Source organism: Acinetobacter populi, from assembly GCF_002174125.1.
Lineage (GTDB): Bacteria > Pseudomonadota > Gammaproteobacteria > Pseudomonadales > Moraxellaceae > Acinetobacter > Acinetobacter populi.
Genome location: NZ_NEXX01000001.1, coordinates 334,985 through 349,349 on the forward strand (window position 1 = coordinate 334,985; position 14,365 = coordinate 349,349).

Genomic DNA, 14,365 nt, shown 5'->3' on the forward strand with positions numbered 1-14,365 from the left:
TTTGAAGCCCTCTCAAGCACCTCATGTCAAGACATCATGCAAAGACATAAGGTGCTTTAAAGTTTAGCGACCCAATAAATCCCTTGCGACAATTTCTTTCATAATTTCATTGGTTCCACCATAGATACGCTGAATACGAGCATCGACAAAGAACCGTGAAATTGGATACTCCGTCATATAACCATAGCCACCAAATAGCTGTAATAAATGATCTGTCACTTTCATTTGCATATCGGTTGAAAATGCCTTGATCGCTGCGGCTGTTTGTACATCCATCTCCCCTGCCATATATAATTCAAGACAGCGCTCATAAAATGCTGCGGTTGCCTGCTCATCAATTTTGGCCTGTGCCAGCACAAAACGGGTATTCTGAAATTTAGCAATCGGTTGGCCAAAAGCCTGACGTTCCTGTACATATCGAATGGTAATATCAATCGCACCACGAATCGCCCCCAAAGCAGTTGCTGCAATTGCTGTACGTTCACGGGGTAACTCCTGCATCAGATAAGCAAAGCCTTGTCCAGCCTGACCCAACAGTTGCTGCTTTGGTACTTTTACCTGATCAAAAAATAATTCTGATGTATCCTGTGAATGTAACCCGATCTTCTCAAGATTGGTTCCTTTCTTAAAGCCCGGCAGATGTGTGTCCACCATAAGTAAAGAAACACCTTTTGCTCGGGCAGCAGGATCGGTTTTTGCAGCTAAAATCACCAGATCGGCATGCTGACCATTGGAAATAAAGGTTTTGGAACCATTCAATAAATAATAATCGTCTTGTTGTAAAATCGCACTGCTACGAATCGCCTGTAAATCCGAACCAGCACCGGGTTCGGTCATCCCAATTGCACCCACTACCTCGCCTGTAACCATGCGCGGTAACCAATATTGTTTTTGCGCTTCATTACCAATATGTAGAATATAAGGTGCTGCAATTTCGGAATGACAGGAAATAGCTGTCGATAATGCTCCATAGCCTGCTCTGGCAGACTCCTCAACCAGCATTAATGAATAATAGGTTGGAACGGCATATCCGCCATATTGTTCCGGCAAATCCACACATAAAAAGCCATTTTCGCCAAGTTTAGTCCATATTTCTCTTGGCATTATGCCGTCTTTTTCCCACTGCAAATAATACGGTGCAATATGTTCCTGCATAAAACGACGAAAATTATCACGAAATAGCTCTAAATCTGCATCATGCTTTAACATTTTGATTATCCTATCTTTATTTAAAATTCTACTGTTCATTCAATGAACATTACACCAGCATGCCATAAAAATATTCAATGTGCATTACCCATATACAGGACAAAATCAGAACTGTTTGGTCAACTTTTTATGTCCTTAACTGCATCAATAACAATTTTCATCAATAAATGAAAAAATTTCATAGCTGATGAATTTATCAATACTTAATATTTTTCATATAGTTAATCAATAAATTATATAACGCTCTGCTGTTCATGCCCTAGTCTAAAAGCACAGATCGTTGTACTATATTGCGGTTTTAAAATTTAACTTTGGAATATCCATGCGCGAGTACGCTGTATTTACCTCTGAATCCGTCAGTGAAGGTCATCCAGACAAAATGGCTGACCAAATTAGTGATGCTATTCTTGATGCAATATTAGAACAAGATAAATATGCACGTGTCGCCTGCGAAACTTTAGTAAAAACAGGTGCAGTCGTTCTCGCTGGTGAAGTGACGACAACGGCAAATATTGATGTTGAAGCAGTTGTGCGTCATACCGTGAACGGTATTGGCTATCATCATTCCGATCTGGGTTTTGATGGTTCAACCTGTGCCGTAATCAATATGATCGGAAAACAATCGCCCGAAATTGCTCAAGGTGTAGATCGTCAAAAACCTGAAGATCAGGGTGCTGGTGATCAGGGTTTGATGTTTGGTTATGCCAGCCGTGAAACAGAAGTCTTGATGCCTGCTCCGATTTCCTATGCTCACCGTTTAATGGAAAAACAGGCCGAATTACGTCGTCAGGGAATTTTACCGTGGTTACGTCCCGATGCAAAAAGTCAGGTGACATTCGCCTATGAAAATGGCATGCCTGTACGTCTTGATGCAGTGGTACTCTCCACACAGCATGATCCGGAAATTTCTCAAGCCGATTTAAAGGAAGCAGTCATTGAGGAAATCATCAAAAAAGTGATTCCCAATGAAATGTTCCATGCCGATACCAAATTTCACATCAACCCAACCGGATTGTTTGTGATCGGTGGTCCTGTAGGCGACTGTGGTCTGACTGGACGTAAAATTATTGTTGATACTTATGGCGGTATGGCGCGCCATGGTGGTGGGGCATTCTCTGGTAAAGATCCATCCAAAGTGGATCGTTCTGCTGCCTATGCTGGTCGTTATGTGGCCAAAAATATTGTGGCTGCCGGACTTGCCGATAAATGTGAAATTCAGGTGAGTTATGCGATTGGGGTTGCCGAACCTACCTCAATCTCAATCAATACTTTTGGTACAGCAAAAATTCCTGAAGAAACCATTATTGCCTTGATTCGTGAACATTTTGATTTACGTCCTTATGGTATTACCCGCATGCTTGATCTGTTACAGCCAATGTATAAGCAAACAGCAACCTATGGTCATTTTGGTCGTGAAGGTTCTGCACATGCATTTACATGGGAACAAACCGATAAAGCCCAAGTATTAAAAGATGCCGCTGGTCTTTAATAGCGCAATAAACCGAAAAAACCTGCACTTGCAGGTTTTTTTATAGCCAAATTCATATGTTCAATGTGCGATTAATCCTGCAAAAACAGCATCAATAAGTATCGACATTTACCCTGACCAGTCCTCGAACATTGCTCAATTCATAATGACCAGACTGTTGATTAAAAAAAACCTGACCCGATTTGTTTACATCATAAATATCCTGATAATTACCAGCCCAACGATAACTATACGGCTCGGAACCAAAATCCTGTGTGCTATTCTCTTTTTGCGTGGCTGTTACTTTCTCAAAACTATTCGGATACTGTATATTCAATAACTTAATCGACTGATAAGCAGGCATTTCCCGTTTCAGCAACTCTTCTTCAATCAAAAAATTCGTCTTATTGGTTTTGCTTAACGCACTGACAATAGCATTTTGACTTGCCGTACTTGCCAGTTTTTCATCTGGCACGGTCTCCACTGCATACACCACTGTTGTCGTTAAACATCCGAACATGATAAATCCGGCAGACCAGTTCTTAACAAATGCGTCCATACTTTTGTCCCTGATATGTGCTATCCCTGATATTATTGTTATGACCATGACATCCACAAAACAAAACTATCAATTTTTAACCAATGAAGCAAGTCAGACATGACCATTTATCGAAAGTTTATTAGTCGTGGAATTATGTTGAAAATCCAATATACCCGCAGGCATATTGGATCAGTTGAGATACAGTACGATCTGCATTGAACCGTGATCTAGTTTATTTTTGTCAATTGATAATGTGCCTTGAGCGGTCCGTTAATGGCTGAACCATCTAAAGCACGTGCTTCGGCAAAACCCTCACCGATAAAAAATATACGATTATCTGCTGCACCATCGAGAACAATTAAAGATGAATTGGTTTTATCAAATTGAAAAGTGCCTTTGGCAACAAAAGGTTTAACCTGCCGCTCCAGATAAGTTTCTTCCAGACTATAGGTTTTATCAAGATTAAGTGTTAAAACTGTTTTGATTCCTGGACAATCGGCACAAGGCAAAACACCTTGATAAGTACCATTCCAGTCCAAAGAATTTTCGGCAGTATGCGCCGGATCTGGCACAGTTGTAGCAGGCTGAGGACTATTCACCTGAGCAGTAGGCTGATGTATTGTAGAGTTATCATTATTACTGTGATGACATGCTGACAAAATCACAATGCCTGTTACAGCACAGGTCAGACTAAAAATTTTATTCATCGCTTAATCCGTTATATTTAAAAAATACTATTGTAAAAAAATAACTTAAGCGATGAAGGGGGATTTTGTATGGGTTTGTATTGCTTTATCAATAATTGTACAACAATCATTACCCTTGACGCGCCTTAAAGCGTGGATTGGATTTACAAATCACGAATAATTTGCCTCGTCTTCTAACGATTTGGCAATCACTGGAACGCTTTTTGGCACTTTTTAACGATGATAAGACTTGCATGCTAAACTCCGATTAATGTTATATTATAACATTTCAATTATAGATTTATTGTTCATGCTCTGCAAGCTTTAATGTCATTAAACAAGATTTTCTTGTGATGGATAAACAAAAAATCCCCAAAGTATTTTCAGGGATTCTTTTTTGATCTTTGCCAGCAAGAACTAAGGCGTTGGATCTACTGGCAATGATATCAATCTTTTATTCTTTATAATTTTGAGTACTGTAATACTCAACCGGAAGGCGGGATAATTGTTTTTGCCCTGCTGTACCCTCTAGATTTTCAACATATTGCAAGAATGCTTCGGCATAATCCAGTCCCACATCAGAACGACGGCTACCTGTGATATTGGCAAAGCTAGTAAAGCCATCAGAACCATCCGCCAGATAATCAATGGTAATGACCTGATAAGTTTTGCTTAAATCCAGCGTTTGATAATTGCCCGAGGCATCACGAACCTCAAGACCACTTAAACGATTGCCCTTGCTCTGGCTTAAATCCACATCCCAACGCAATCCACCAGCATATGGATAACCCCCTGTGCTCCCTGTTGCAATGGTATCCATCACATCTTCAAGTACAGCCTTGATTTCTGCCCCAGTCATGGAAAGTTGAACCAGTGTATTCTTAAATGGCAGCACCTGATAAATAGTATTCACCGTAATATTACCATTGGGTAAATCAATACGGACACCGCCACCATTTTGGATGGAAATATCAGCATTAAAATAGCTTTTACCCTGTTGTAAAAAGGCTTCTGCAACCAGTTGCTGTACATCACCGCCATGCTTATTCACAAAGTCACTCTTATTACATTCATCACCCAGTGTAGAACGTGACGTATCCTTGGTGGTACCCGGTACCCGACGCAAGCATAAATTTTCGGTTGCAACCGCAACCTGCTCACTACCGAACAACACTTTTGCAGAAGCATAAGGTAATAAGACACGATCTGCATTACTATCTGGTTGAACGATCTTCAGGAAGCCGCTGTTTGTAATGTCCTGTTTTATGGTCGCAACTTCTCTGGAACTTAAAGTGGCACCACTGGCACGGCTAAACTGATCGCCCAGCAGCATATTTGGACGACCGCTACAGTCTGTTACCACACCATTGGCATCGAAATTGACTTTCATTTGCCCCACAACATAAGCATATTGCCATGCCTGTCCAATACAAACCTGATGACCATCTTTATCTTTGCTGATGGTTGGATAAGCACCTTCCGGCGTTAAACCATAATTTGTCATGGCGGTAGAGTCACCGAGCAAAGTATGTGAATCACCACCAATGATGACATCGACACCAGAAAGCTGGGTCGCCAGTTCCAGATCTTTATCATAGCCAATATGTGACTGAATAATAATTTTATTGATACCCTGAGCTTTTAATTCGTCAATATACTTTTGTGCGGTGGTCACTTCATCAGAGAAAATGGTATCTTCATTCGGTCGTGATGAATTTTTTGTTTTACCTGCGATGGTTAAGCCAATTAAACCAATTTTTTGTCCTTCTTTTTCGATAATGGTATAAGGTTTTACCAAATCAGTTTTATACAGCGGTGATGTGGCACCAAATTCAACATTGGCACTTAACACTTGTGTTGGTGTGCTACATGTACCATTATTTAAAAAACCAATCAGTTTTTTCAGGCCTTCATCGCCATTATCGAATTCATGATTCCCCAAAGTAAAAGTATCAAAGCAGACAGTATTCATTAAATCTGCCTCGGCCTTACCTTCACCAAGAGTAAAATACAAATCCCCAGTTATCGCATCACCCGCATGAATCTTGATTGGGTTTTTCTCAGATTCTGCCAACTCATTAATTAAAGCAGTAACACGGGAAAATCCACCACGAAATACGGTAATCGCTTCCCGTGTATTCTCAGCAGTCAGCAGGTTAAACGTGGTACTTTCTTCATCCAGATGTGAATGGCTGTCATTGATATGCAGAATATTAATTTCCAGTGGCTGTGCCGCTATTTCTTCTTCATCGTCATCGTTGTCATTACAACCTGCCAATAATGCACTGGACAGCAACAGGCTCAAACCGAGCAACCGATATTTTTTACTATTACCATAATGAATATATTGCATAATTTCCCCGCCATAAAAATTGTCATTTTATGCATCATGCAAGATAGATATTTAAATTAGATTACAATTTAATCAATTAATAAAATCTTCACATTACTTAAATCTATCTGAAAAAATTCTTCGATCTTATCTCAAACCATATTGCTTTAACTTCACTCTGCACAGAAAAAGATCGCAGTGATTCTATCAATCCGGGAAATATTGTTTTGCCTTGTTTTTAGTAAAACAAGCGATTTGAATAGTGTTATAATACGGCAATTTTAAATTCTTCATGGCAACACTGTTCGCAATGTTGTCTATCTTCAAAATGTTAGGACTAGCAATGACTGATAATGCAACTATCTTGCAGCATGTACCAGTAGGGAAAAAAGTTGGGATTGCCTTCTCTGGCGGTCTGGATACTTCTGCTGCTTTATTGTGGATGAAACAAAAAGGTGCAGAACCTTATGCGTATACTGCCAATCTTGGTCAACCCGACGAAGATGATTATGATGCCATCCCAAAGAAAGCGGAAAACTATGGTGCAGTAAAAGCACGTTTGGTTGATTGTCGTTTACAGCTTGCATTAGAAGGCATTGCCGCAATTCAGTGTGGTGCATTCCATATTCATACCGGCGGTGTACCTTATTTTAATACCACACCTCTAGGTCGTGCGGTTACAGGTACCATGCTTGTTACAGCCATGAAAGAAGATGATGTCAATATCTGGGGTGATGGTTCGACCTATAAAGGGAATGATATCGAGCGTTTCTATCGCTACGGTTTATTGACCAATCCAAATTTGAAAATTTATAAACCATGGCTTGATCAAACATTTATTGATGAACTCGGTGGCCGTGCCGAAATGTCACAATTCTTGATCGACAATGGCTTTGACTACAAAATGTCAAAAGAAAAAGCCTACTCTACCGATTCAAATATGCTGGGTGCAACGCACGAAGCAAAAGATCTTGAATATCTAAATGCCGGTATCAAAATCGTAGAACCGATTATGGGTGTGGCGTTCTGGAAAGAAGATGTCAAAATCGAAGCGGAAGAAGTTACTGTACGTTTTGAAGAAGGTATGCCAGTTGCATTAAATGGACACACTTTTGACAATCCTGTGGAATTGATTCTGGAAGCGAACCGCATTGGTGGTCGTCATGGTCTGGGTATGTCAGATCAGATTGAAAACCGTATCATCGAAGCCAAATCCCGTGGGATTTATGAAGCACCGGGGATGGCTTTACTGCATATTACCTACGAACGTTTATTGACAGGTATTCACAACGAAGACACGATTGAGCAATATCGTATCAATGGCTTGCGTCTAGGTCGTTTACTCTATCAGGGTCGCTGGTTCGATTCACAAGCATTAATGTTACGTGAAGCTGCACAGCACTGGATCGCCAAAGCGATTACAGGTGAAGTGACTCTTGAGTTACGTCGTGGTAACGACTACACCATTTTAAATACAGAATCACCGAATCTGACCTATGAAGCAGAACGTCTGACCATGGAAAAAGGTGATTCAACCTTTAGTCCAGCCGACCGTATTGGTCAATTGACCATGCGTAATCTGGATATCACCGATACTCGTGCCAAACTCGGTTTGTATTCCAACGCAGGTTTATTGTCGATTGCACAAGGTTCTGCGGTTCCACAACTGGAAAACAAGAAAAAATAACTCTGTTTCATCCAGCTGATTCATTTCAAATAAATGTAAAAGTGCTGCCTAAAATGGCAGCATTTTTATTATCTGTCCAATCATGGATTAGCAGCAATCAGGCGCGTTTTAGCTGTTTAAAATGTTGGCGAAGCACCGCAATCCATGCCGCAACTGCCGGCGATATAATCATATTCTTTTTCCACGCCATCACCAAATGCCAACGAATTTCCGGCTGCTCCAAAGTCACAGCTGCGAATTTCTGCGGATCAAGCATTTGCGTATAATATTTGGGTAATAATGCCACGCCCATACGCTGATAGACCATATCCGCCAATAATCCCCATTGACTACTACGACAGACAATATTCGGTTCAAAGCCTTTATCTAGACAGGCATTTAAGATCACTTCATTTAAAGAAAAGTTTTCCTGAAACAAAAGAAATGCCTGATGGCGTAATTCTTCCAACGCAATGCTGCTGCGCTTGGCCCATTGCGAATCATGGCGTAGTACCACCATCAGCGGATAATCACAGAGCTCGACATGATTAAAAATATCATGCTGAATTGGTTCCAGTAAAACGCCCACATCCAGTTCATTATTCAATAATGCCTGTTCGATGCCTTTGGAGCCGACTTCCAGAAATGATAGTTTGATTTGTGGCCATTGCCGATGAAATTCGAATAAAGCCGATGTCAATAACTGTGCCCCCAAAGGTGGCACGCCCATCTGTAAAGTCCCAACTTTCAGCGCACTATAATTTTTAATGTCCTGTCGCAAATCATGCTCAATTTGCAACATCTCTAGCGCATGTTGGTAAATACGCTCCCCGATTTCCGTCAATTCGATTTGACGCTTTCTAGCGTGATCTGACTTAACCAATAACTCAACTTGTAGCTCTTGTTCCAGTTGTTGCAAGTTTTTACTGATGGTTGGCTGGGTCAAATATAAAAGCTCTGCGGTTCTGGTAAAACTTTTCGTGTCTACCAGCGTCACAAAACACTGTAATAATTTGAGAGAAACCATAATCACACCCCATCACTTGGCAAGCACAAAATAATTATTCTGTTTATGCATAATTTTAAACTATATAATTCATATTCACCATATTAAGTTCGCCTTAACATACAACTATCAAATCAATCTATAACGATCATCCATACCGACCATGAATCTTTCTCAGAATTACTTTAAAAGTTTAGTCAGACTAATCGGACAACTTGCCTTATTGGCAGGTTTCTGGCTGATTGGCGATGTATTGAATAAAGTTTTAAATATTCCGATTTCCTCCGGTATTTTAGGCATGTTTGTACTTCTGGCCTGTTTATTACTGGGAATAATCAAAATCCAGTATGTCGAAACTGGCGCACAAGTCATTTTAAGAGAACTGGTGTTATTTTTCTTACCGATTGTCGTCGCTGTTGTGCAATACAAAGAATTATTCATGACTGAAGGCTGGCAACTGGTACTGAGCATTGGTGTCGGTACGATGCTGGTGATGGTGAGTACCAGTTTGACCATTCATTATCTGTATCGTTTCAAAAAATACTGGCATGTCCGCAAACGTCTGCATCATATTGACCAACCATGACTTACAGCAATAAAAACACGCCATTAAAACCTTAAGGAGTACAGCATGAATATCTGGGCAGTTGCATGTTTAGTCTGGACAATTGTGGCCTATATGATTGCCAAAAAAATCTATCAGAAACATACCAAAGTATGGTTATCACCAGCGATTACTGTGCCGACCTTAACCATTATCCTGATGTTTATTTTTGGTATTTCCTATCAAACCTATGCACAGGATACTCAGTGGATTGTCAACCTGCTCGGACCTGCAACCGTCGCATTTGCCGTACCAATTTATCGGCATCGTGACATCATTAAAAAACATATTCTGGTGTTATCTGTTGCCATTTTTGTCGGTATGAGTGTTGGTGTCTATAGTGCGTATGCCATGGCACAATTGTTCCACTTTGATTCAGAAGTCACCAGCAGTTTAATGGCACGTTCGATCTCTACCCCTTTTGCCATTGTTCTGGCACAGGATTTACACGGTTCGGCCACATTGGTGTCCTTATTTACTGTGATTACTGGTCTGGTGGGTATGATTTTTGGTGACTTGATTCTGGCATTAACCCATGTCCGTTCCAATATTGCCAATGGTGCGGCCTTTGGTAATGGCGCACATGGTTTTGGTACTGCCCGCGCCCAACAACGTGATAATGAGGAAGGTGTTATTGCCAGTTTGACCATGGTGATTGCAGGAATTTTAATGGTGTTGGTTGGACCAAGTCTGATTCATTTATTTCTGGTTTAAACATCTCGTCGTTAAAATATTCACTGATGATATGTTTAAGTTTTCTTCATATATTCCATTGTACAATACATCAATTTACCCGTAATAACTCTCCCCATCGGGTTAAATAAGCTGGTGAGCGATGATTCTGATTCATTGCCCACAGCTTGGGTTTCAAGCTAACTAATCGTCCCGGCACCAGCGTATCCTTGCCGAATTTTTTATTCATTTTTTCCAGCATATCAGACAATTTTTCACGCTGTATTCTTTTGTCGGGATCAAAAAATAAATCCGGTGCATGCTGTTGCCGTGGAATAATATCCAGTAATAATACGCCAGCCTTTTTATAAATATATCCCGCCTTAAAAATTCGATTTAATCCCTGCTGAACCGCCTGATTAATTTCCAGCACATCATCACTATAATCCTGTAAATGAACCATCATATAAGGATGAAAATAATCATTCTGTTGAAAGCGACTAGTACGAATACTGATTCCCACCGTTTTACACAATAGCTTTTGTTGTCGTAAACGCTCTACTGCTCTTAGGCTAAATTCAGTCAATGCTTCACTTAAACTATGATGATCCTTGATCGGGTGACCAAAACTTCGACTACTGATAATTTGCCGACGATCAATCTGTTGGTCTTCGATTTCGATACAAGCCGTACCTTGTAATTCCCGCACTGTATTTTCCAGCATCACTGAAAAATGTTTGCCTAATTGTTTTTCATCTGCCTGAATTAAATCCATGACTGAATGAATATTAAATTGTTCTAACCGTTTTTTAATTTTTCGCCCCACACCCCAGACTTCACCAACCGATGTATTATTTAACAAATCTTCGATAATGCAGGGATCTTCATCTACAATATTACAGATTCCATCGAATGATGGGTAAGTCTTGGCAAGATGATTGGCGAGTTTGGCTTGTGTTTTGGAATAACCAATCCCGATACAGCATTCTAACCCTAGCCATGTTTTTATGGTGTCTAAAATAGTTTTTGCATAATCATTTAATGGATAACAATACTGCCCGGTTAATTCCAGAAAACATTCATCAATAGAATAGATTTCCTGTTCACCCTCACCAACAAAACTACCTAAGATGTTCATAAACCGTCTGGACATTTCGGCATACAATGCATAATTGCTAGACAGTACTGCGACCTGATGCTGCTTAATCAAATGTTGAATCTGAAATAACGGTACAGCCATCTTAATGCCAATCGCCTTGGCTTCTACAGATCGGGAAACCACACAGCCATCATTATTAGATAGAACCACTACAGGACGATTATGAAGTTTGGGATCAAACACCCGCTCGCAACACACATATGCATTGTTAATATCAATCAAGGCAAAGATACGTTGCGCTGCCATGACAACATTACCGCATACGTTTTAAGTTATAAGTAACCACACCCCAGATCACCAATTCCTGACCTTCTTCAATATAGATATTCTGAAATTCAGGATTTTCAGCTTTTAACCAGACTTTGGGCGGATCGAAATGATGATCAACCATCAGCCGTTTGACAGTAAATTCGGTATCAACCATAGCAATGACAATATCCCCTGCTTTGGCAGGAATACTACGATCAACAATTAATGGATCATCAATATCAATGCCGGCTCCCAACATGGATAAGGAATTGGCCTTGACGATAAACGTAGCATTTTCATTACGAATCAGGTATTCATTTAAATCCAGTGCCTGCTCAACATGATCCTGTGCTGGTGAAGGAAAACCTGCGGCAACACGTTCCGTTGCCAGCGGAATATGATAGGTTTTATTAGGATTCGGCTGTACAGGTTTGGCTTTGATCGAGGAATTAAAATCGATCAAATTGCCACTTTTGACATTTTCCAGTAACCACTTTTTGATAAAAGCAACCTGTGACTCCGGTACACGAATGACTTTGGTCGGTTCCTGAAATTTGGCTTTACGTCCAGCATTGGCTCTGGCACCGCCATGCTCATTTTTACCTGCATTGGACATCATGCCTCCTAATTGTCTGTTTTATCAATCGAAATCATCATAACTTGAAAAAGTTACAAATTCAAGTTGACGAAAGATAAATTTTACATAACAATGCAATTATCAGATCAAATCTAAATTTGATGATATGGAGAACGACAATGAATACTCAACGTGATGCCATTCTCGGCTATGCCAATGAACAACATGCCTACTATATTCGTTTTATCGAGAATAACACTGTTCTAGGTAACTGTTACGGTTTATTCTGTCCAGATCCCGAAAGTGATGATGCAGAAAACATCATGATGACATTATTCTTAAAAAAATCCTTTTGGCTTAATGGCTCAGATTTTCAAAATATCGTAAAAGGATTGCAACCGCTTGCTGTAGATTCGACATTGATTGCTTAAATCTTATAGATGATCAATATGGGCAATGTCTATTGATGTGATAAATAAACATCTCTCAAGCTTTGACAATTGCCCGATGTGTAACTAGTTTGAAGATCATATTTTGTATTATCCAATACGATGAGCATAGATTTTATAATACTTAAAACTATCGTTATTTAATTTATTTCTATATTTAAACATAATGAATCATGCCAATTAAAATATAGGACATAAATACAAAGTAAATATTTCAACTCGCATTAGGATTGATACTTTTCAATATCCGCTTTATATAATACTGTGCCATTAGGCAGGCCAACTTTCACATGATAGCCTGCTTCTAATATTCTATTTGCTATATCTAAAGCTTCGTCTAGTGTAGGAACAGTACAACCCGAATGTAATTTGGAGACTTCTTCCGAAACAATTAATTCACCTTGTTCCGTTATGGCTTGTATACCATAAACACTTCTTGTAGCTAAACCCATTGTATTTTTCAGCTGATGAATATCATTAATCACCTGACCACTCTCATCTATAATAAAAGCTTGTAATGCCTCATTACGATGATAGTGCCAAAAAAGTTCAGATAGGGCCTCTGCACTTGTATTATACTTTTTCACCTGTATTTCAGGATATTTATCACCATAAAAAAAACCATGAGGTGCCGATACCACAGTCACAGCCTTTTCTTTGTTTATATGCGAATCATTGGTCATAGCATTCACCTTCTATTTAAATATCAATAATAAAACGATAAATCTCGTCTCTTTGCTAATTTTGACTCTCTTCCATCATAACTTATAAAAACAGGGAAACTATAAATTTAATTTTAAAATCGATCACTTATAAAAAAATTTAAAAAATACCATATAGACAAGCCAAAGGAACTCTATCCATAGAATTATCTTAAAATTGACTCGCATTTAAATGGGATGTTTGTAAATTGCCATTGACTTGTTTAATCAACTCAATGGTATAACCGTTAAAGGTCTTATTACAGTAATTTTTCTTTAATATAGGAACCACAATGTTTGCACTTTCTAGCATCGAATCTTATTAATTCTCTACAATCTGGACAATTAACTTGATTTACATTTTCTTGTGGTAAAGGCGGTGGAAGACATTGATTTATAGGCTGTTGATTGATTTTTGGAGTAGGTTTTAATTTACGATCAATAATATTTTCACTTCCACATATCCCACACACACCAAATCCAGAGTTTCACCAAATGGAATAAATAACGGCGGGAATAATATAGAATAAAATTAATACAAGTGTAATCCAGCCACTTCCTTTAGCTTTTGATGTACTGCATTTTTTGCAGTTATGACAATAAACTTCTTGTCCAGCCATTCTATGCTCTCAACTACTTACGCTTACATACGAATCTAACGACATCATCATGAGTGGCACCATTAACTGGTGAAATCCAATTTCCTTTATTACTGAATAATGTAAGATCACTTAAACTATCAATCCCCTCGCCAATTTTTCTATATTTCCCAGTTGAACAGTTTATTTCCATTTTTGAAAAAACTGTCTCAGATTTAAATACACTTTTATAAACCACAATATTCAAATTATTGCTTTTGGTATTACTTAACAAAAAATACTTACCTTTATAATAACTATCAGTCATAGGAATTTTTGTTTCTGCAAAAGCATAACTTGTTAAAACAAGCCCCATCAACAATACAATTTTTTTCACAATACAATCTCTTAAAATAATTGAGGATTACTATAACAACAAAATCAAAAAATGTCACTTATAAAGTGTGT

The 14,365-nt window shown here is 39.0% G+C and carries 15 protein-coding genes; 5 read left to right on the top strand and 10 right to left on the bottom strand.

What is annotated here, in order from left to right; translation table 11 throughout:
• Nucleotides 1-63: 63 nt before the first annotated feature.
• The gene (locus tag CAP51_RS01485; protein ID WP_087618963.1) at nt 64-1,209 is read right to left on the bottom strand and encodes an acyl-CoA dehydrogenase family protein; all 1,146 of its coding nucleotides are present in this window, start codon (nt 1,207-1,209) and stop codon (nt 64-66) included.
• Between the two features lie 322 nt (nt 1,210-1,531).
• On the opposite strand from CAP51_RS01485, the gene metK reads away from it, so the two are divergent.
• Nucleotides 1,532-2,698, top strand: a complete 1,167-nt coding sequence (metK, locus tag CAP51_RS01490) for a methionine adenosyltransferase (RefSeq protein ID WP_087618964.1) — start codon at nt 1,532-1,534, stop codon at nt 2,696-2,698.
• Nucleotides 2,699-2,789: 91 nt separating this feature from the next.
• On the opposite strand, the gene CAP51_RS01495 is transcribed toward metK, so the two are convergent.
• The 4 genes from CAP51_RS01495 to CAP51_RS01510 all read right to left on the bottom strand — a co-directional run bounded on the left by CAP51_RS01495 (nt 2,790) and on the right by CAP51_RS01510 (nt 6,257).
• Nucleotides 2,790-3,236, bottom strand: coding sequence for a hypothetical protein (locus CAP51_RS01495; protein WP_087618965.1), 447 nt, complete (start codon nt 3,234-3,236; stop codon nt 2,790-2,792).
• Between the two features lie 209 nt (nt 3,237-3,445).
• On the bottom strand, nt 3,446-3,925 hold the full coding sequence (locus tag CAP51_RS01500; protein WP_087618966.1) for a copper resistance protein NlpE: 480 nt from the start codon (nt 3,923-3,925) through the stop codon (nt 3,446-3,448).
• Nucleotides 3,926-4,034: 109 nt separating this feature from the next.
• The gene (gene ykgO / locus CAP51_RS01505; RefSeq protein ID WP_087618967.1) at nt 4,035-4,160 is read right to left on the bottom strand and encodes a type B 50S ribosomal protein L36; all 126 of its coding nucleotides are present in this window, start codon (nt 4,158-4,160) and stop codon (nt 4,035-4,037) included.
• A gap of 198 nt (nt 4,161-4,358) precedes the next feature.
• Entirely contained in the window at nt 4,359-6,257 is a 1,899-nt protein-coding gene (locus CAP51_RS01510; RefSeq protein ID WP_087618968.1) for a bifunctional metallophosphatase/5'-nucleotidase, read from the bottom strand.
• Nucleotides 6,258-6,564: 307 nt separating this feature from the next.
• Between CAP51_RS01510 and argG the strand changes: the two genes are divergently transcribed.
• Nucleotides 6,565-7,923, top strand: coding sequence for an argininosuccinate synthase (gene argG / locus CAP51_RS01515; RefSeq protein ID WP_087618969.1), 1,359 nt, complete (start codon nt 6,565-6,567; stop codon nt 7,921-7,923).
• 97 nt (nt 7,924-8,020) lie between these two features.
• Here argG and CAP51_RS01520 read toward each other — a convergent pair whose 3' ends face one another.
• Nucleotides 8,021-8,929 carry a LysR family transcriptional regulator gene (locus CAP51_RS01520; protein WP_087618970.1) on the bottom strand — a complete coding sequence of 303 codons (909 nt, stop codon included), beginning with the start codon at nt 8,927-8,929 and terminating at the stop codon, nt 8,021-8,023.
• A 142-nt stretch (nt 8,930-9,071) separates the two neighbouring features.
• Between CAP51_RS01520 and CAP51_RS01525 the strand changes: the two genes are divergently transcribed.
• A complete protein-coding gene (locus CAP51_RS01525; protein WP_087618971.1) occupies nt 9,072-9,494 on the top strand; it encodes a CidA/LrgA family protein in 423 nt (140 codons plus the stop codon).
• Between the two features lie 45 nt (nt 9,495-9,539).
• A complete protein-coding gene (locus CAP51_RS01530; RefSeq protein WP_087618972.1) occupies nt 9,540-10,226 on the top strand; it encodes an LrgB family protein in 687 nt (228 codons plus the stop codon).
• Nucleotides 10,227-10,296: 70 nt separating this feature from the next.
• Here CAP51_RS01530 and CAP51_RS01535 read toward each other — a convergent pair whose 3' ends face one another.
• Both CAP51_RS01535 and CAP51_RS01540 read right to left on the bottom strand, forming a co-directional pair.
• On the bottom strand, nt 10,297-11,589 hold the full coding sequence (locus CAP51_RS01535) for a Y-family DNA polymerase (protein ID WP_087618973.1): 1,293 nt from the start codon (nt 11,587-11,589) through the stop codon (nt 10,297-10,299).
• A gap of 7 nt (nt 11,590-11,596) precedes the next feature.
• A complete protein-coding gene (locus CAP51_RS01540) occupies nt 11,597-12,208 on the bottom strand; it encodes a LexA family protein (protein ID WP_087618974.1) in 612 nt (203 codons plus the stop codon).
• A 140-nt stretch (nt 12,209-12,348) separates the two neighbouring features.
• On the opposite strand from CAP51_RS01540, the gene CAP51_RS01545 reads away from it, so the two are divergent.
• A complete protein-coding gene (locus tag CAP51_RS01545) occupies nt 12,349-12,600 on the top strand; it encodes a hypothetical protein (protein ID WP_087618975.1) in 252 nt (83 codons plus the stop codon).
• Nucleotides 12,601-12,842: 242 nt separating this feature from the next.
• Here the strand turns inward: CAP51_RS01545 and CAP51_RS01550 are convergent, their stop codons facing one another.
• Both CAP51_RS01550 and CAP51_RS01560 read right to left on the bottom strand, forming a co-directional pair.
• A complete protein-coding gene (locus CAP51_RS01550; RefSeq protein WP_087618976.1) occupies nt 12,843-13,301 on the bottom strand; it encodes a hypothetical protein in 459 nt (152 codons plus the stop codon).
• Between the two features lie 651 nt (nt 13,302-13,952).
• Nucleotides 13,953-14,294 carry a hypothetical protein gene (locus CAP51_RS01560; protein ID WP_087618977.1) on the bottom strand — a complete coding sequence of 114 codons (342 nt, stop codon included), beginning with the start codon at nt 14,292-14,294 and terminating at the stop codon, nt 13,953-13,955.
• Nucleotides 14,295-14,365 lie beyond the last annotated feature (71 nt).